The organism is Microvirga sp. KLBC 81, from assembly GCF_003075415.1.
Taxonomy (GTDB): Bacteria; Pseudomonadota; Alphaproteobacteria; order Rhizobiales; family Beijerinckiaceae; genus Microvirga.
Genome location: NZ_QDAH01000004.1, coordinates 85311 through 104415, shown reverse-complemented (window position 1 = coordinate 104415; position 19105 = coordinate 85311). Strand labels below are relative to the sequence as shown.

Here is a 19105-nt window from a genome sequence, read left to right as displayed (position 1 = left end):
CGCGTGCCGGCAACGCCTAACTGTGTGTCGTCTTGAGAGGAGATCAATCATGTCCACCATTAACCAGTCCGGCACGTTCACTCTCGGCAACCGCACCGTGAAGCGGCTTGGCTACGGTGCCATGCAGCTCGCGGGCCCCGGCGTGTTCGGCCCGCCCAGGGATCGCGACGCGGCACTGGCCGTGCTGCGCGAAGCCGTCGCGTTCGGTGTGAACCACATCGACACCAGCGATTTCTACGGCCCGCACGTCACCAACCGGCTAATCCGTGAGGCGCTCGCGCCCTATCCCGACGATCTCGTCATCGTCACCAAGATTGGCGCCCGGCGTGGCGAGGATGGCTCATGGCTCCCGGCCTTCTCGCCGGAAGCGCTGACCCAGGCGGTGCACGACAACCTGCGTAATCTTGGGCTCGACGTGCTGGAGGTGGTCAATTTGCGGATCATGTTCAGCGTGCATGGCCCCGCCGAGGGTTCAATCGAGGCGCCGCTCACCGTCGTGGCCGAACTCCAGCGGCGGGGCTTGGTGCGTCACATCGGGCTGAGCAACGTCACCCCCGCGCAGGTCGCGGAAGGACGCCGGATCTGCGAGATCGTTTGCGTGCAGAACCAGTATAATCTGGCGCATCGGACCGACGATGCCCTGATCGACGATTTGGCCCGCGACGCCATCGCCTATGTGCCGTTCTTTCCGCTCGGCGGGTTCAACCCGCTACAATCGTCTACCTTGTCCGACGTCGCTGCGCGCCTCGGTGCCACGCCCATGCGGGTTGCGCTCGCCTGGCTGCTTCGTCGCGCGCCCAACATCCTTTTGATCCCTGGCACTTCGTCTGTCGCGCATCTGCAGGAGAACCTCGCCGCAGCCGAGCTCGATCTGCCAGAAGACGCACTTGTCGCACTGGACGGGATTGCCGCAAGCGCCGACTGCGCCTGAGGGCGATGAGGACGAACGGCCCTTGACTCTGAAACGGAGCTTCAACCATGCGTCACACCCTCTCCGACCCGGGATGGAGAGCCATAGAACCGATCTTGCCTAACAAATCACGTGGCGTACCGCGGGTCGACGACTGGCGCGTCCTGGACGGCATCTTTTGGGTTCTGCGGGCGGGAGCGCCGTGGCGCGATCTGCCGGAGTGTTACGGGCCCTACACCACCTGCTACAACCGCTTCGTTCGTTGGGGCGGGGTGGGCGTCTGGAACCGCATATTTGACGCGCTCTCCGCACGAGCCGAAGCCGACGTGCAGATGATCGACAGTTCGATCGTCCGTGTCCACCAGCACGGTGCATGTATCCGGCGGGATGAGCGGTGCTGCACCGGTCGCTCTCGCGGAGGGCTCACGACCAAGATCCACGCGGTCGTAGACCATCGAGGTCTCCCGCTGCGCCTCGCCCTCAGCGCCGGCCAGGAGCTGGGGTGTTGCGAGTGGCCCCTTCAACCACAAGGGCACAGAAACCGGCCACGTTTCAGAACCATGGCTCCGGCTCGGCAGCTAGACGAGCCAATAAAAAAGCCCCCGCCGAAGCGGGGGCTGATGCGATCGGATCAGAGTGATGGGTTTGTTACTTCAGGAGGAAGACCGAACCATCCTGCAGGATCACGGCCTCGAGACGGGTTGAACTGGAAGAGGCATCATTGAGGCGGCCTTGGACATCCGTGCCGTTGGCGCTGAGGCCGTTAACAGTCAGGCCATTCACGGTAAGACCATTTGCGACCTGAGCCGCCTGCGCGACCGATAGCGTTGAGATTCCAGCTGCGATTGCCAGGATGGCAGTGCAAAAACGACGTAACATGAACTTTCTCCCTCTAGGATGAGTGAGCGGGTGCCGAGGCTTGTCCGCAAGAGGGAGAATAGTTCGAACAATGTTACAGTAAAGGTCGCTGATAAGAATTATTTCAGAATATGGATGTAATGTGCGAAACCTCACAAGGCCTGCACACTTTGTTGCCATAACAATTTATGATTGCGAGAATCTATAATGCTCTGACCGTCGTAAGCTGCCGATGATCAATATAAAAACTTACAGCTGAAAGCGTTAGAGCATCGGACCCAAAAGTGGACTGCACTTTTGGGTCCGATGCTCCCTTCCTTAGAGAGCGCATCGTGAGACTCGGAAAACCGGATCCACTTTTCCGCACGATGCGCTAGCCTCTATCCTACGGCTTCCAGGTGCTTGACACGCACATGAGCCACAGCATCGCGAAGGGTGTTGAGATTAGCTCCAGGCTTCGTCGCCTCCGTCGCCAAGTGTCGGCGATAGGCCCTGGCGCCGGGCTGCCCCGTGAAGAGGCCGAGCATGTGGCGGGTGATGTTGCTCAGCCGCTCGCCCTTCTCCAGCTGCGCCGCGATATAGGGTTCATAAGCCTCCACTGTCTCGAAGCCGTCGGCTACCGGCGGCTCCTCGCCGTAAAGCTCACGGTCGACGGAGAGCAGGATCTCCGGCTCATGATAGGCCACGCGGCCCAGCATGACGCCATCTACGTGCTTCAGGTGCTCATGGATCTCGGCCCAGGTTTTGATGCCGCCATTGATAGCAACCGGCAGATCGGGCCGCGCCGCCTTCAGGCGATACACACGAGCATAGTCGAGAGGCGGAATATCCCGGTTCTCCTTCGGTGACAGACCTTGGAGCCACGCCTTGCGCGCATGGACCGTCAGCTCGTCGCAACCGGCTGCGACCACGCATTCGGCAAGGCGATTGAGAGCCTCTTCCGTATCCTGATCGTCCACGCCGATGCGGCACTTCACGGTGACAGGCAGGGAAACCGCAGCCTTCATCGCTGCCACGCACTCGCCGACGAGCACGGGCTCCTGCATGAGGCAGGCGCCGAAGCGGCCGTTCTGCACCCGGTCGGAGGGGCAGCCCACATTGAGGTTGATCTCGTCATAGCCGAAATCGGCACAGATCCTGGCTGCCTGAGCCAGCTCCGCCGGGTTCGATCCGCCAAGCTGAACCGCCACCGGATGCTCCGCATCGCTGAAGCCGAGCAGACGCTCGCGCGGACCGTAAATCACCGCCCCCGTGGTGACCATCTCCGTATAGAGCCGCGCCCGGCGCGACATGACGCGATGAAACGAGCGGCAATGCCGATCGGTCCAGTCCATCATCGGCGCAACGCCTAAACTTACACCTTTGTTAAATAACAATTTTTCAGCCCCAACTTGCCTTCGCGACGGCCTTGGCACAGTTCCGATACGGGTTCGATCCAGGCCACGGTGTGCCACTTTTGTGCCAGGAGATGTGCCAGACATGGCGACGATTACAAAGCGCGGCAAGCGTTATCGAGTGCAAGCGCGTAAATTAGGACAACCTCCTTTGTGTCGCCACCCGGCGGCGCTCTGCACCTCGCCTCCAAGGAACAACAGGCGACGTTGACGTGATCCTCGCGTGCGTGGGGCATCAGCCAAGCTGATCCGGCGCAACGCGGAAGCATCCGCTAAAGCTGAGGCGCATCTAATAAAGCAACGGTTTGTTCGATCTCTTGGCCCAGCCTCCAATATGTTGGAGGAAAAGCGGGACCCTGATGTGAGATGTGTTGCCGCCGGGGCCTGCGCGGCTTCATCCTTGGTCCGATCCAGCGGAATCGCTGGCGAATTTCCGACAACCGAACGGGAGTGATAGATGACCAGCTCAGCCGCAATGCCCATGATGGGCAGTATGATGCCGGGCATGATGCCTCCGATGCCGATGGGTGGCATGATGCCCATGATGAGCGGGATGATGCCGAACATGATGCCCCCCATGCAGATGGGCGGCATGATGCCCATGATGCCCAACATGATGCCTCAGATGCCGATGGGCGGCATGATGCCCATGATGGGCGGGATGATGCCAGGCATGATGTGTCGCATGTCCTGCGAAATGGCTGCCGACGGCTCCATGACCTGCAACATGACGCCGATGGAGGGCATGTCCGCAGACATGTTCAGGATGTGTTGCGAGAACATGATGAGGATGATGGAGATGGGCATGCCCTGCATGATGATGTGTGGCGGCATGATGCTCATCGGCATGGGCGCGCAGACGAAACCGATGAAGAAGAGCGCCTAGGCACGCATTCCTTCCGTGGGCAGTGCCATGTCTCGCCGATGCGGCACGGACTGCTCGGAACGGACCCCGTGCGGATCGAGCTATCCGACGGTCTCGACATATGACATCACCAGATACATGATTGCCGTCACGGGTCCGGGATTGCGGTAAATATGTGGGACGTCAGCCTGAAAGACGATCGCGTCGTCCGCATGGAGGCTGTAAACGGTACCGTTGACCTCAATTTCCACGTCGCCAACTACGACGGTAAGATTCTCAAGCGTACCCGCGGCGTGAGCGACCGCGTTTTCCTGCGATTGCGCGGCAAGGGTCAATTTGTAGAACTCGACGCGCCGCTCCGTTTCAAAAGGAAACAGTGCCCGTGAGGTGAATCTCCCATCCGCCGAGGCGAGGATCTTGGCATTCTTGGAGCGCATCACGACCGTGCCGCTGCCAGTGCCCGGGCTCGTCAGCGCCGAAAACGGGACATCGAGCGCCCGTGCCACCTTCCACAACAAAGAAATGGTCGGAACGCTTCGTCCCAGCTCAATCTGGCTCAGCATGGCACGGCTCACGCCGGCCAGATTCGCAAGACGCTCAAGGGAGTGCCCCCGCGACCGGCGCAGTCGTTTTAAGTTACTGCTGACGATCTCGGCAAGCTCGTGGGCCTCATTCTCCAGATCGCCCTCGGCCTGATGGACGCCGCCGCCGAGATGATCCTTTGCCCCATCTCCCACGACGGCACCTCATCTTAGCGATGCATCGGCCAAACAGTCCCCACCCAGACGGGCGCAAAGAACCATACCGCAACCCACGGCATCCGTACAACGCCAAGCTCGGGCGCTGCCGGGCTCATCGTCTTCTGATGCCGGCGTCGAAACTCATTAAGGTCAACAATCTTTGCCGCTGCAGCCATGGCCCCACGCTCAGGAGTTCATTAAACAAAACATACATGTCGATATAAAGAACGATTTGTCAATATGATGGTTCCCCGGCCCAAACAGAGAGCTCAACTGATTGACTTGGCTGAACTTTGATGCCTTCTCCTCCACCCTCCCCTCCGTTCTGAGAAACGAACATCTGGGGCGGCGGGATTGATGTTTGTGCGGGGTTCCGGAGCATCGGACCCAAAAGTAGATTGCACTTTTGGGATTCATCCTATGCTCCCGTTCTCAAGCAGCGCATCGTCGGATGCGGAAAACCGGGTCCACTTTTTAAGCACGATGCGCCATAGGCGCCCTGCGAAGCTTTGACCGGACGCGACGATCTGAGCAGCTTGGTGAGTTGCCCAGGAGATAAGATTTTCGAATTTTGAATCGCTACCCGATAGCGGTTTTCCTTGCTCGCATTGGGGGCATCCTGCGAGTGAGGCGCGTCCATTGGTCCCTTGCGGATCAGGCCCAGTCGGGTTGTAAGGCGCCGCAAAGCCTGCTGCGAGACAGGTGTTCGGGGCTTCCCATGACCAACGTGATTCCTTTTCCTGCCGGCACCGCCGCGCCCGAGATCCGCTGTGCCACCTCCTTCCAAACGGCCCAAACCGTGTTTTCCCCGGTCCAAGCAGCCGAACTGAGCTATGAGGATGGCCGGCTGTATGGCTGGGCGTCGCGTGACGGCCGCCTCCCCTTCGATTATTGGCGGCTTGAAGCCGACCTGAGGGTCTTGATTGCCGCGCAGGGCGTTGTCATGGCCGCTCACCGTTTGGTTCTCCCGGTGCCGTTTGTGCGGGGCTGGGCCTTGGAGCTTGGACTGGCCGCTCCCGGGCGCTTGACCTCCCAGTCCAAGACAGGTGTTCAGCCGCCGGTCACGCCAGCTTCGGGCGCCAACTGTGCCGCGGCGCCGCTGGCGGATGATGGAATGTGGTGGGCGCCTGTGCCAGGAGCCGTGCCGGCCCAAGCTTAACGCCCCGAGCCATGATGGGGGCAACAGTGAAGAACTTCTGCGTCGTCTCCTCAGCGCGGCTGGGATCAGGTCAGGCGGCCTTTTCCAAGGTGGGGGACGACAATCACAAGGAAAATAAGCGGCCATCGGTGTCACGCGGCAAACACCATTCATGGGATATTCATCTAGTACTACAATCGAATCTCAGCATAAAACTATATAAATTCATTTTAAGCGACGCTTGGAACGCTCCGCGCCAGCATACGTTCTTCCAGTCCAAGAACCGCATCCCGTAAGGAGCGTAATGATGAAGAAAATGCTTGGTATTACTTGTGCCGCCGCCATGATGATGGCGCTTCCTGTGGCCACCTATGCGCAGACTTCTAGCGGAAATACCAATTCCAATAGCGCGTCCCAGTACGCCCCGGGCCAGCAGATGAAGTCCGGTACGACTGGTTCGACGACCAGCCCCGGCGCTTCGGGCTACGCCCCCGGGCAGATGAAATCTGACACGACTGGTTCCACCGGCCATGGCGCCTCTGATTACGCTCCCGGCCAGAAGAAAAAGCTGCCGACGGACACCACCGGCTCGACCTCTTCGACCACGAAGAGCCAGTAACACGCCTTTTTCAGCGGAGGGATGCCAGGCGCTCCCTCCGAGCCCTCCTGACAATCAGATCAGTTCGGCGACCTTGGCTTTCAGCGCCGAGGCGGCATTGCTTGGCTTCAACTTCACCTGCAGGCCGCGCTGGCCTCCGTTCATGAAGACCTGATCGTGAGCGAAAGCAGACTGCTCGATGAGCGTCGGCACGCGCTTCTTCTGACCGAAGGGACTGATGCCGCCCACGTGATAGCCGGTAACGCGCTCCGCATCCGCAGGCTTCATCATCTGTGCCGCCTTGCCACCAAGAGCCGAGGCGAGCTTCTTCAGGTTCACCTCCTTGTCCGAGGGAACGACGACGCAAGCGGGCTTCCCATCGACCAGCACCATCAGGGTTTTCAGCACGCTGTTGGGGTCTGCCCCCATCGCCTCCGCAGCCTGCAGGCCAATGCGCTCCGCATTCGGGTCATACTCATAAGAGTGAACCGTGAAAGAAACGCCGGCCTGTTGAAGGGCCTGCGTGGCGCGGGTCGTCTTGGACATGGGACGGTTTTAGGAATTCAGGCGATCAGTGATCGTGCTTGTGGCCTTGGTGATGGTGGCCGCATCCGCAGCCATGACCGTGTTCGTGATGGTGCCCATGATCGTGGTGATGAGCATGGGAACGCTCATGGTCTTGATGCTCATGCGCGTGGCCGTGGGCATGGTCATGATGATGGTGGTCATGACCGTGGTGGTGATGCCCGTGGCCGTGATTGTGGTGATCGTGATCGCAGACATGGGCGCTGCGCTCCGGCTTGAACGGCCGCTCCACGGGCGTCACCGTGCAGCCCTGCCCGCGCGCAAGCTCCGCAAGGGCCGGATTGTTCTCGATGTAGAGAGCATCGTTCGTGATCTCGGCGAGGCCATGGTTCGAGCCGAGATGCCAGGCAAGACGCATGAGGCGCAGAGGGTTCTCCGCCTTCACCTCCAGCAATCCTTCAGGCTTCGCCTTCACCTGGACGAGGCTGCCATCCTCCAGACGCAGGGCATCGCCATCGTTGATGGTGGTCTCCATGTCGAGATCGAGCAGGATCTCGGTGCCGCCCTCACCCTTCAGCGTCGCCTGCCGGCGGTTTCTCCCCTCATGGTCGAGGGTCACCGTGTCGACGACACGGTCGGCCTTCACGGCGGGCTTGCGGACGATGGTGGTGACGCGGGGCATGGCTTTGTCTCAGGGTGAATGCTTAGGTCAGCGTTAGATAGGAAGCGCACTAGGCCAAGTTAATACTCGACCTTGTCCGGCTTGTCCGCCCAGGCCTGGAAAACGGCCTTGGCCTCCAGGCTCGGCAGATGATCCATGGGAATGATGCGCTCAGAGATGGGCTTAGGGATCTCATCATAGATCAGGCTGTCATCAAAGCCGATATCCGCCGCATCCTGCCGGGTATTGGCGAAGACGATGCGCGACACCCGCGCCCAATAGGCGGAAGCCAGGCACATGGGGCACGGCTCGCAGCTCGTATAGAGCGTCGCGCCCTCCAGCGAGAAGTCGCCGACCGCCTGGCAGGCGCGGCGGATCGCCGTCACCTCCGCATGGGCGGTGGGATCGTTGGCGGAGGTCACCTGATTCCAGCCCTCGGCCAGGACCTTGCCGTCACGCACGATCACGGCGCCGAAGGGGCCGCCCTCACCGCCCTCCATGTGCTCGCGAGACAGATCGATGGCGCGCTTCAGATAGCGCTGGTCTTGTGTGTTCATATCGGTCATCGGGTCTATGTACCGCCTGCGGCAGCGAGTGGCGAGAGATTTCGGTCAAGCTGCCGGCGCTCCCGCACCTGGAGCAGTTGGGCCACCACGGACGCCGCGATCACCGCCGGGTCCTTGTCCGTGATGCCGGGAATCCCGATGGGGCAGACCAGGGAGGCGATCCGCTCCCGAGACAGCCCAAGCTCCCGGAAACGCTTCTCGAACCGTGCCCGCTTCGTGGCGCTGCCGATGAGGCCGACATAGGGAAAGCCGCGCCGCAGGGCCGCAGCCGCGATCGCCATGTCGAGGGGATGATCGTGGGTCATGACGAGAATGAGGGAGTCCGGCCTTGCTTCCGCAATCTCAGCTTCGGGGCTACGCATGTGGACAGCCGTCGCATTGGCCGGGATGTGGGAAGGAAAGGTTCCCTCCCGATTGTCCAGCCACCGGACCGAGAACGGAAGCGGCGCAAGCGCCAGAACGAGTGCGCGACCCACATGCCCTGCGCCGAAGAGAAGAACGGGCGTGCGATCCTCGCCATGGGTCTCGCGCCATTCGCAGCCCGGAGCAACATCCGCCTCCGATGCCAGTTCGCGCCTCACGCGACCGTCCTCCATGCGGCATTCGACGTCGAAGAGGCCACCCTTGGCCTCCGCTTCGACAAGAGGCGTGATGTCGTCGAGGTCGCGCCTGTCGAACGTCTCGATGAGGATCTTCACGCGCCCGCCGCAGCATTGGCCGAGATCTGGCCCCAACGCCTGATCGACGATGCGTGCAGGGCCACGCCCCTGGCCAAGCATCTCGCGCGCGATATCGAGCATGAGGAACTCGAGCTGGCCGCCGCCGATGGTGCCATGGAAAGCGCCATCGGACCGCACGACCATGCGCGCATCCCTCTCCCGAGGCGCAGAGCCTTTCACCTCATGCACAGTGACTAAGGCCGCAGACCCATGCCGCGTGATGAAATCGGTGAGCTGTCGCCAGACCCTCACCCCATCGGCCTTCCCCGTAGCGCCTCGCAGGCACGCAGGATCGCCTCCGGCGTCGCAGGCGCGTTCAGCGGCACAGGCTTCGAGGGATCGAGCGAGTGTATCGCATCGGCCAATGCGCAGAACACGCTGTTCGCCAGCATGAGCGGCGGTTCGCCCACGGCCTTCGAGCGATAGACCGTCTCTTCCCGGTTGGAATTGGGATAAAGTGCGACGCGGAAATCGGCGGGCACGTCAGACGCCACGGGGATCTTGTAGGTGGAAGGCGCATGCGTGAGCAGATGCCCCTCCTCGCTGAACACCAGCTCCTCGGTGGTGAGCCAGCCCATTCCCTGCACGAAGCCGCCCTCGATCTGCCCCACGTCGATGGCCGGGTTCAGGGAGCGTCCCACATCGTGGAGGATGTCCGTCCGCAGGACACGGTTCTCGCCGGTGAGCGTATCGACGATCACTTCGGAGCACGCTGCACCATAGGCGAAGTAGAAGAAGGGTCGGCCGGTGCCCTTGGCGCGATCCCATGTGATCTTCGGCGTCTTGTAGTGACCTGCTTCTGAGAGCTGGACCCGGGCGACAATGCATTTCTTCGCGAGTTCATCGAAGGGGATGCTCTCGTTGCCGATGAACACGCGGTCGTCGCGGAACTCGATCTGGTCTTCCGGCACGCTATAAGCTTCGGCGGCATAGGCGATCATGCGCTTCTTGATCGCGCCTGCCGCGATCTTCGCCGCCATGCCGTTGAGGTCGGAGCCGGACGAAGCAGCCGTCGGCGAGGTGTTGGGTACCTTCGCCGTGGTCGTCGCGGTGATACGCACGCGTTCCATGGCGATGCCGAATTCCTCGGCCACAACCTGCGCCACCTTGATATAGAGCCCCTGCCCCATCTCCGTGCCCCCGTGGCTCAGATGCACGGAGCCGTCCTGATACACATGCACCAGCGCGCCTGCCTGGTTCATGTGGGTCAGCGTAAAGCTGATGCCGAACTTCACGGGAGTCAGCGCGATCCCGCGCTTCATGATCGGCGAGGAGGCGTTGAAAGCCGCAATCTCCTCGCGGCGCATGCGATAATGCGAGGTCTCTTCGAGCGTGCGCACAAGATTGTGGAGCGTATCCGTCTCCTCCACCTCCATGCCGTAAGGCGTGAGGTTATCAGCCCCCCGGTAGAAATTGGCGTAGCGCACATCGAGCGGATCGCGGCCCGTCGCCCAGGCGATCTGATCCATCACATGCTCGATGGCGAGCATGCCCTGCGGACCGCCGAAGCCGCGGAAGGCTGTGTTGGACACCGTGTTGGTCTTCAGTCGTTTCGAAGCGATGTGGACGGCAGGCATCCAATAGGCGTTGTCCGCATGGAACATCGCGCGGTCCACCACGCCGGCAGAGAGATCCGCCGAATAGCCGCAGCGTGCGAGCAGATCGACGCCGTAACCCTGAATGCGTCCCTCGTCGTCGAAGCCGACGCGCCAGTCGCAGCGGAAATCATGACGCTTGCCGGTGAGGATGAAATCGTCGTCGCGATCGAGACGGATCTTGCAAGGCCGCCCTGTCACGCGTGCGGCCAATGCTACCGTCACAGCCCATTGCGTGGCCTGGCTCTCCTTGCCGCCGAAACCACCGCCCATGCGGCGGGTCTCACAGGTCACGTAGGAGTCGGGAATGTCGAGCACGCGGGCAACCACGTGCTGCACTTCCGTGGGATGCTGCGTCGAGGAATAGACATGGACATCGCCATCCTCGCCCGGAATCGCGAAGGCCACTTGGCCTTCGAGATAGAAGTGCTCCTGCCCGCCGACCCGGAACTGGCCTTTGAGCCGGTGGGGCGCGCTCGCAACAGCCTGATCCGCATCACCGCGCCCATAGGCGTAATCCGGCAGGACGGTCTCGCCACGCTCCAGCGCGTCCTCGACGGTGATGCTCGGCGTCTCCGACTCGATCTCCATCGCCGCCTTCTTCACTGCGCGCCGAGCGATATCGCGGCTCGTGGCAACGACAGCGAAGACGGCCTGTCCGAGAAAGCTGATTTCGCTGTCGACGAACAGAGGATCGTCGCCGAAAGCGGGCGACACATCGTTCTTGCCGGGAATGTCGGCGGCTGTGAGAACAGCAATCACGCCAAGCGTATCACGCACGGCGGAGACATCGAGCGAGACCAGCCGCCCCCGCGCTTTCGGCGCCTGGCCGATGGCGACATGGAGCGTGCCCTCAGGCTCGCGGATGTCGTCGATGTATTGCGCAACGCCCTGCACATGCTTGGGGCCGGAATCATGCGGCAGGGGCTTGCGGATGTGGCGGAGCGTCTCGGTATCGATGGGTTTGGTCGGTGCGTTCATGGCCTCACTCCGCCGCTTCAAGCGCTTCGCGCTGGCCAATGATCCGCGTGGCGCGGGTTTCGCCCGAGGCCGTTTCGCTCAAGGCCTTGGACACGAGATTGCGGGCCACCGTCGCGCGATAGGCGGCAGATGCGCGATGATCGTCGAGAGGCTGATAATCTCGCGCGATGGCAGCCATTGCCTCGCCCCAGGTGGACGGGTCATCGAGCGAAACGCCAACAAGCGCGGCTTCCGTTTCCGTGGCACGCTTCGGAATGCCCGCCATGCCGCCAAAGGCGATGCGTGCCTCTGCAATACGGCGACCATCGAGCGTGAACTTGAAAGCGCCCATGACGGCGGAAATATCCTCGTCGAAGCGCTTGGACACCTTGTAGGCACGAAATGCCTCATGCGCCGTCAGCTTGGGCACGGTGACCCTGCGCACGAACTCGCCGGGAAGGCGGTCCTGCTTGCGATAGGCGATGAAGAAATTGTGAAGGGGAATGACGCGAGTGTTCTCGCCCTGGCGCAGTTCCAGCGTGGAGCCGAGCGCGATGAGCGCGGGCGCGAGATCGCCGATGGGTGAGCCGTTGGCGATATTGCCGCCGACCGTTCCCGAAGCACGTACCTGGGCCGATCCGAAGCGGCGCATGAGCTCGCCGAGATCGGGATCGATCGATTCAAGGCTCGAGAAAGCCTGCGCATGCGTGACCGTCGCGCCGATGGTCAGCGCATCGGAGCCGTCCTCAATCCAGTCGAGGCCAGCGACGCGCCCGAGCCAGATAATCTTCTCCAGCTCGACCATGCCTTTTGTAATCCAAAGGCCGACATCGGTGCAGCCTGCGACCAGCGTGGCATCGGGATGCCGCGCATAGAGCGCTGCGAGAGAGGCTTCGCTCGCGGGGGCAGCGAAGAAGCTGGTGTCAGAGCCGATGAAGACGTCCTGGCCATCGGCGAGTTCATCGAGACTACGCGCCGTTGTGGCGTTCGCCTGGGAGAATGCATCATGCGGTGCGCTCGTGCAGGCATCGAGGGCCGCATCGACGATAGGTCTGTAACCTGTGCAGCGGCAGAGATTGCCTGCCAGGGCATCGTTGATGCGTTCACGATCCAAAGGCCGCCCGGCCTCCTGATAGAGCGTGAACAGGCTCATCACGATGCCGGGCGTGCAGAAGCCGCATTGGGAGCCGTGATGCGCCACCATGGCGGACTGGACCGGATGCAACTCTCCGCCTTTCGCCAGATCCTCGACGGTCACGACCTCTGTCCCGTCGACTTGGCCCAGCAGGAGGATGCAGGCATTGATGGGCTCGTAATGAACGCGCCCGCCCCGGACGCGGCCGAGAGCCACCGTACAGGCACCGCAATCGCCTTCGGCGCAGCCCTCCTTCGTTCCGACCCGGCGCTCCTGAAGTCTTATGTAGTCCAGGAGTGTGGTGCGCGGGTGAAAGCCAGAAACCTCAATGGGCTGTCCGTTCCGCCAGAAGCGGATTGCGTCTCGTGCCAAGATATTCCTCCGCCGGGTTATTCCCGGCCTCTTATGGTGGGCCGGGAAGAATGACGGAGCAAGGCCTTTTCGCCAAGCGGGCTCTTCTCAGGCTTTCCGCGAGGCCTTGAGCTTACCAGGTCCCCGTATTCGGCATGGAAGCCCAGGGCTCCTGCACAGGCTTGGGTTCGCCGCGCTGCAGCAATTCGATGGAGATATTGTCGGGAGTCTTGATGAAGGCCATGTAGCCGTCGCGGGGCGGACGGTTGATGGTGATGCCGGCATCCATCAACTTCCGGCAGGTCTCGTAGATATCATCGACCCGGTAGGCGAGATGGCCGAAATTCCGGCCGCCCGAATATTCGTGCTCGTCCCAGTTGTAGGTGAGTTCCAGAAGCGGGGCCTTGGTGTCCTTGGCCTTCTCCACATCCCCGGGAGCCGCCAGGAAGACAAGGGTGAAACGGCCCTTCTCGTTCTCCGTCCGGCGGACTTCGACGAGGCCGAACTTGTTGCAAAAGAAATCGAGGGATTGCTCCAGGTTCGAGACCCGGACCATCGTGTGGAGGTATTCCATAGACCATCTCTCCTATGCGTTTGGTTTACCGTGATGGCGCATTTGGCGAAGAGATCAAGCCTCATGCTTTATACCCCCGGAAAAAGCCTTGGAATTGTCCAAGTGGGCGTGACTTTTATCGCTAGTCAATTCAGACAATCTTGCCACCTGCCGCAGAACCCCTAGGCTATAACGCAATCACGTTTCAGAAGAGAGATGCCGATGCGCACCGATATCGTCGAGCTTGTCCGTCTTGAGGATTATCGGCCGAGCGATTTCCTGATCGACCGTGTCGAGCTGGACGTCCGGCTCCATCCCACGGCGACGAGGGTGACGGCGACGCTCTCCCTGCGGCCCAACCCAGCCGGGCGTTCGGATGTCCCACTGGTGCTCGATGGCGACGAGCTGAATCTGAAGACAGTCGCCCTTGATGAGCGCGTGCTGGAGGCCGGAGAGTTCGAGGCCTCGCCCCAATCCCTCGTGATTTCCCAGCCGCCGCAGCAGCCCTTCAGGCTCACCATCGAGACCGAGATCAATCCAACAGCGAACACCAAGCTGATGGGCCTTTACCGCTCGGGCGGCAATTACTGCACCCAATGCGAGGCGGAAGGCTTCAGGCGCATTACCTATTTTCTCGACCGTCCCGATGTACTCGCCGTCTATACCACGCGCATCGAAGCTGAGCGGGAGGAGGCTCCGGTACTGCTCGGCAACGGCAACCTGGTCGAGAGCGGTGCCATCGAAGGCACCGGACGGCACTATGCGGTCTGGCACGACCCTTTCCCGAAGCCGTCCTATCTCTTCGCACTCGTCGGCGGACGCCTGGGCCGTGTTGCAAAGCCCTTCACGACCATGACCGGACGTCAAGTGGAGATCGCTGTTTATGTAGAGCCCGGCAAGGAGCATCGTGCCGATTATGCGCTCGATGCGCTCGGACGTTCCATGATCTGGGACGAGAAAGTCTTTGGCCGCGAATACGATCTCGACGTGTTCAACATCGTCGCCGTGTCCGACTTCAATATGGGCGCGATGGAGAACAAGGGCCTCAACATTTTCAATGACAAATACGTGCTCGCTTCTCCTGAGACCGCGACGGACACGGACTACGCGAACATCGAAGCGATCATCGCGCACGAGTATTTCCACAACTGGTCTGGCAACCGCGTGACCTGCCGCGACTGGTTCCAGCTCTGCTTGAAGGAGGGCCTGACGGTCTTCCGAGACCAGGAGTTCTCATCCGACGAGCGTTCGCGCCCGGTGCATCGCATCGCGGAGGTGAAAACCTTGAGGGCGCGGCAGTTCCTGGAGGACTCGAGCCCCCTCGCCCATCCGGTTCGCCCAACTCAGTATCGGGAGATCAACAATTTCTACACCGCCACCGTTTACGAGAAGGGCGCCGAGATTGTGCGCATGCTCAAGACCGTCATTGGCGATGAGGATTTCCGGCGTGGGATGGATCTCTACTTTGAGCGCTGCGACGGCACCGCTGCGACGGTCGAGGATTTCCTGAAGGCCTTCGCGGATGTGACGGGCCGAGACCTCTCCCACTTCTCGCGCTGGTACGCACAGTCCGGCACGCCGCGCGTGAGCGTGCATGGACATTACGACGAGACGGCGAAGACCTATCGCCTCGATTTCAAGCAGCAGACTCCTCCGACGCCCGGACAGCCCACCAAGGAGCCGATGGTGATCCCCGTCGCGTTGGGGCTCGTGAGCCAGAACGGACAGCCGATGGACGCCGATTGCGAGCGTGTGAACGCGCGTGGTGTATTCATTCTGGATAAGGCTGAGGACAGCATCACCTTCACGGGCGTGAGCTCCCGCCCTGTTCCGTCCGTCTTCCGCGGTTTCTCGGCACCGGTGAAGGTGTCTCTCGACCTCTCGAGCGAAGAGCTTCTCGTGCTGCTCCGGCACGACACGGATTCCTTCAATCGCTGGCAGGCGGCGCAGACGGTTGCGATGCGCACGCTCGTATCTCTCTCGACCAGTGTCGCGGTGCGTGATGAGGAGATGAACTCCCTCGCATCCGCCTTCCGCTCCTTCATGGATACGGACGCCTTGAGCGATCCTGCCTTCGCCGCACTCGTTCTGACGCTGCCGAGCGAGGCCGATATCGCTCAGGAGATTGGCAAGGATGTGGATCCCGATGCGATCCATCGTGCCCGCAAGGAAATGCGCCGGCACATCGGCCGCGCCTGCTTCGAGCACCTGATGGATTTCTACCGTTCCCTCGCCGAGACTGAAGCCTACAGCCCAGACGCGGCCAGCGCCGGTCGACGGGCTCTGCGCAATGCTGCCCTCGATCTCCTGACGGCTGCGGATCAGGAAGCGGGAGAGAAGCTCGCGAGCGAGCAGTTTGAGACAGCCAGTAACATGACGGACCGTCTAGCCTCCTTGGGCGTACTCATGACGATCCCGGGCATGGTGCGTGAGAATGCCATTGCAAGCTTCGAGCAGCGTTACCGCAACGAACCTCTCGTTCTCGACAAGTGGTTCACTCTGCAGGCCGCAATTCCAGAAGACACGACGCTCGACCGTGTGAAGCGCCTGATGGAGCACCCCGCCTTCTCCATCAACAACCCGAACCGCGTCCGCTCCTTGATCGGGAGCTTCGCAATGCTCAATCAGGTTCAGTTCAACCGAAAGGACGGAGCAGGTTATGCGCTCCTCGCATCGATCGTGTTGCGTGCCGACGAGTTGAACCCGCAACTCGCCTCACGTCTGCTCACCGCCTTCAGCACGTGGACGATGATGGAATCGACACGCCGGTCTCACGCACGACGCGCACTGCAATCCATCGCGCAAAAGCCGAATCTTTCCCGCGATGTAGGAGACATCGTGAATCGGTCGCTTGAAGAAAGCGCAGCCAGTTAAGATTAGGATCGCGGTGACAAGTGTCGCCGCGACTTATCCAAATTTATCCCCAGGCCAAGCCAAGGGTAAGAATTTTTTATTAACCTAATCGTATGCATAGCTAGACAAATCACCTGCCCGTGATTCTATTGTTAGTGATTCGGAGAGATGCGGCACGTCCTCCGAATGAGGACAGTAACGGTTCCGAAGGGAGCATCGCATGGCGGGGGCGGTGACCGCATGCGTACCCGCGCGCACGGGTACGATTCTGGGCGTAGCGCGATCGGACGTAAACCCGGCTTATCGTCGGCTCGAGCAGTACGAATCCTTGCTCCGGCTCGCAGTCCCTGCCGTTCTCATCATCTTTCTCATCACGCTCGCCGGTAGCGCCTGGATTCAGATTCGAGATGGCCGACGCGATGCCATGCTCGATGCGATCCAGGACATCGACATCATTGCCTCGCTTTCATCAGCCAAGCTCGGCACCTCTCGTGCCCTCACCAATAAACGACAGGCAGCTGCACAACTAGCTGCCCTCGTTAAGGGGATGCCAGCCAGCGCCCTGAGTCAGAGCCGCAGCCTCCTTCTAATGGACCAGTCCGGTGCTGTGCTTGCCATGTATCCGCAGACGGATAGCGCACCGGAGACGCTTGCTGAGGTTCTAGGCGATGCGCAACCGCTGGCCTTGTTCGCGGATCGTGCGGGTGTGATGACGATCAGGATGTCTGACGGCAACGAAGGCATTGCGACCGTTCGCTCGCTTCCCTCCTCTTCCGGTCAGATCGCCATCGTCCAGCCCCTGCCCCATGTTCTTTCCGGCTGGTGGATGCGCACCATCGGGCATGTCTCCCTGCTTGGTGCGACGATCATGGTGCTGCTCGGGATCGGCGTTGCCTACATGATGCAGGCAAACCGCGCTCGCGCTGCCGACGAAGTTTGCGAGAAGGTGCGCGACCGCATCGACTCCGCCCTCAACCGTGGACGTTGCGGCCTGTGGGATTGGGATATCGGGCGCGGACGGATTTACTGGTCCGACTCCATGTACGAGCTGCTCGGCTACGAGCGGCAGGACGAATTCCTCTCCTTCGGCGAAGTGAACGCTATGATCCACCCCGAGGATCAGGATCTTTACGCACTCGCCGAACAGCTGGCCTCCGCCACCACCTCTCTCGCCGATTTCGAATTCCGCATCCGCAGTGTGACGGGTGATTGGGTATGGCTGCGCGCCCGCGCGGAACTGATGAACGATCCGGACGACGCCGCAAGCCACCTCGTCGGCATCGCCGTGGACGTCACCGAGCAGCGCGGCCTGGAGGAAAAGACTGCCCGCGCCGATGCGCGCCTGCACGATGCCATCGAGGCCATTTCCGAAGCCTTCGTGCTCTGGGATGCGAACAATAATCTCGTGCTCTGCAATTCGAAATTCCAGAAGCTCCACGAGCTGCCGCCGGACGCCAACCTCCAGGGTAAGTCCTATGCGGAAGTAATGGCGCTTGGCCGTCCGCCGGAAGTGCAGCACCAGTTCCTGCGCCGCGAGCAGCAGGATGTGGGCGCCCGTACCTTCGAAGCGCGTCTTCAGGATGGCCGCTGGCTGCAGATCAACGAGCGCCGCACCAAGGACGGCGGCTATGTGTCCGTGGGCACGGACATCACCGCGCTCAAGCGCCACGAGCATCGTCTCGTCGAGTCCGAGAAGGAACTCATCGCCACCGTTCTCGATCTCAAGCAGTCGCGCCAGAAGCTGGAAGCCCAGACACATCAGCTGGCAGACCTCGCCGAACGCTATCTCGACCAGAAGGCACAGGCCGAGAGCGCCAACCGCGCCAAGTCGGAATTCCTGGCCAACATGAGCCACGAGCTGCGCACGCCGCTCAATGCCATTATCGGCTTCGCGGAAGTGATGCAGAGCGGCATCTTCGGCTCGCTCGGCTCGGAGAAGTACGAGGAATACTGCGCGGACATCCGCTCGAGCGGCGAATATCTCCTGTCCGTGATCAACGACATTCTCGACATGTCGCGCATCGAGGCCGGTCGCACGACCCTGAAGAAACAGCCGCTTGAGGTTCACGCCTCGATCCAGCGTGCGCTGAGACTTGTGAGCGAGCAGACCAAGGCCAAGAACCTTGCGGTCACAGTCGACGTGAATCCCGAAGACATCGTAATTCCGGCCGACGAGCGTGCGCTGCACCAGATCCTCGTCAACCTGCTTCAGAACGCGACGAAGTTCACGAGCGAAGGCGGCTGCATCACAGTGCGCACCCGTCTCGCAGGCGGCGCGGTCAACATCTATGTCGAGGACAATGGTATCGGTATTCCGGATCATGCCCTGCACAAGATCGGCCAGCCCTTCGAGCAGGTCGAGACTGAGTTCTCGAAGAGCTACAAGGGCTCAGGTCTAGGTCTTGCCATCGCCCGCTCTCTTGCCGAGCTGCACGGCGGCTCGCTTCGTATCAAGAGCCAGGAAGGCGTCGGCACCATCGTCCTCGTCCACCTGCCGCTCACGGAAGCCACGAACGCCGACATCGCCCTGGCGGACGCGGCAGCCTAAAGGTCCATTGTGCGCATCGAGAAAGGTGGATTTAAGACTCCACTTCTGCGTCAGTTTTTCGGCGCCCTGTGGCCGGATCGTATAGGAGAGGTCTCGCAGCCCTAAGACTTTGAGAACTTTCGCGACCAAGCCCATC

16 protein-coding genes and 1 pseudogene are annotated in these 19105 nt (G+C 61.3%); 7 read left to right on the top strand and 10 right to left on the bottom strand.

What is annotated here, in order from left to right:
- Positions 1-49 precede the first annotated feature (49 nt).
- Complete coding sequence (locus tag DC522_RS04470; RefSeq protein ID WP_116527503.1) at positions 50-931, top strand: aldo/keto reductase family oxidoreductase; 882 nt, start codon at positions 50-52, stop codon at positions 929-931.
- A gap of 47 nt (positions 932-978) precedes the next feature.
- Positions 979-1404, top strand: a pseudogene (locus tag DC522_RS35755) (IS5 family transposase); the annotation flags it as partial.
- A 154-nt stretch (positions 1405-1558) separates the two neighbouring features.
- On the opposite strand, the gene DC522_RS34620 reads toward DC522_RS35755, so the two are convergent.
- Together DC522_RS34620 and dusA are read right to left on the bottom strand one after the other, a co-directional pair.
- Positions 1559-1789, bottom strand: a complete 231-nt coding sequence (locus DC522_RS34620) for a hypothetical protein (RefSeq protein ID WP_165820041.1) — start codon at positions 1787-1789, stop codon at positions 1559-1561.
- A gap of 359 nt (positions 1790-2148) precedes the next feature.
- Positions 2149-3144 (bottom strand): tRNA dihydrouridine(20/20a) synthase DusA, encoded by a 996-nt coding sequence (dusA, locus tag DC522_RS04460; RefSeq protein ID WP_256369833.1) that lies wholly within the window; start codon positions 3142-3144, stop codon positions 2149-2151.
- Positions 3145-3619: 475 nt separating this feature from the next.
- Here dusA and DC522_RS34615 point away from each other — a divergent pair, with 475 nt between their 5' ends.
- Complete coding sequence (locus DC522_RS34615; RefSeq protein WP_165820049.1) at positions 3620-4048, top strand: hypothetical protein; 429 nt, start codon at positions 3620-3622, stop codon at positions 4046-4048.
- 80 nt (positions 4049-4128) lie between these two features.
- On the opposite strand, the gene DC522_RS04450 is transcribed toward DC522_RS34615, so the two are convergent.
- A complete protein-coding gene (locus DC522_RS04450) occupies positions 4129-4764 on the bottom strand; it encodes a helix-turn-helix domain-containing protein (RefSeq protein ID WP_116527501.1) in 636 nt (211 codons plus the stop codon).
- 721 nt (positions 4765-5485) lie between these two features.
- Here DC522_RS04450 and DC522_RS04445 point away from each other — a divergent pair.
- Both DC522_RS04445 and DC522_RS04440 read left to right on the top strand, forming a co-directional pair.
- On the top strand, positions 5486-5926 hold the full coding sequence (locus DC522_RS04445; protein WP_116527500.1) for a hypothetical protein: 441 nt from the start codon (positions 5486-5488) through the stop codon (positions 5924-5926).
- A 283-nt stretch (positions 5927-6209) separates the two neighbouring features.
- Positions 6210-6524: a hypothetical protein gene (locus tag DC522_RS04440; protein WP_245443955.1), complete on the top strand. Its 315-nt coding sequence runs from the start codon at positions 6210-6212 to the stop codon at positions 6522-6524.
- 54 nt (positions 6525-6578) lie between these two features.
- Here the strand turns inward: DC522_RS04440 and ybaK are convergent, their stop codons facing one another.
- The 7 genes from ybaK to DC522_RS04405 form a co-directional block, all read right to left on the bottom strand.
- Positions 6579-7049 (bottom strand): Cys-tRNA(Pro) deacylase, encoded by a 471-nt coding sequence (gene ybaK / locus DC522_RS04435; RefSeq protein WP_116527498.1) that lies wholly within the window; start codon positions 7047-7049, stop codon positions 6579-6581.
- Between the two features lie 25 nt (positions 7050-7074).
- The gene (locus DC522_RS04430) at positions 7075-7710 is read right to left on the bottom strand and encodes an urease accessory protein UreE (RefSeq protein ID WP_116527497.1); all 636 of its coding nucleotides are present in this window, start codon (positions 7708-7710) and stop codon (positions 7075-7077) included.
- 59 nt (positions 7711-7769) lie between these two features.
- Positions 7770-8246, bottom strand: a complete 477-nt coding sequence (locus tag DC522_RS04425; RefSeq protein WP_116527636.1) for a nucleoside deaminase — start codon at positions 8244-8246, stop codon at positions 7770-7772.
- 14 nt (positions 8247-8260) lie between these two features.
- The gene (xdhC, locus tag DC522_RS04420) at positions 8261-9226 is read right to left on the bottom strand and encodes a xanthine dehydrogenase accessory protein XdhC (RefSeq protein ID WP_116527496.1); all 966 of its coding nucleotides are present in this window, start codon (positions 9224-9226) and stop codon (positions 8261-8263) included.
- Entirely contained in the window at positions 9223-11550 is a 2328-nt protein-coding gene (xdhB, locus tag DC522_RS04415) for a xanthine dehydrogenase molybdopterin binding subunit (protein ID WP_116527495.1), read from the bottom strand. The genes xdhC and xdhB overlap by 4 nt, the downstream gene beginning before the upstream one ends.
- Positions 11551-11554: 4 nt before the next feature.
- Complete coding sequence (gene xdhA, locus DC522_RS04410; RefSeq protein WP_116527494.1) at positions 11555-13036, bottom strand: xanthine dehydrogenase small subunit; 1482 nt, start codon at positions 13034-13036, stop codon at positions 11555-11557.
- 112 nt (positions 13037-13148) lie between these two features.
- Entirely contained in the window at positions 13149-13589 is a 441-nt protein-coding gene (locus DC522_RS04405; RefSeq protein WP_116527493.1) for a VOC family protein, read from the bottom strand.
- A 201-nt stretch (positions 13590-13790) separates the two neighbouring features.
- On the opposite strand from DC522_RS04405, the gene pepN reads away from it, so the two are divergent.
- Entirely contained in the window at positions 13791-16442 is a 2652-nt protein-coding gene (gene pepN, locus DC522_RS04400; protein WP_116527635.1) for an aminopeptidase N, read from the top strand.
- 199 nt (positions 16443-16641) lie between these two features.
- A complete protein-coding gene (locus DC522_RS04395) occupies positions 16642-18969 on the top strand; it encodes a PAS domain-containing sensor histidine kinase (RefSeq protein ID WP_116527492.1) in 2328 nt (775 codons plus the stop codon).
- The last annotated feature ends 136 nt before the right edge of the window (positions 18970-19105 follow it).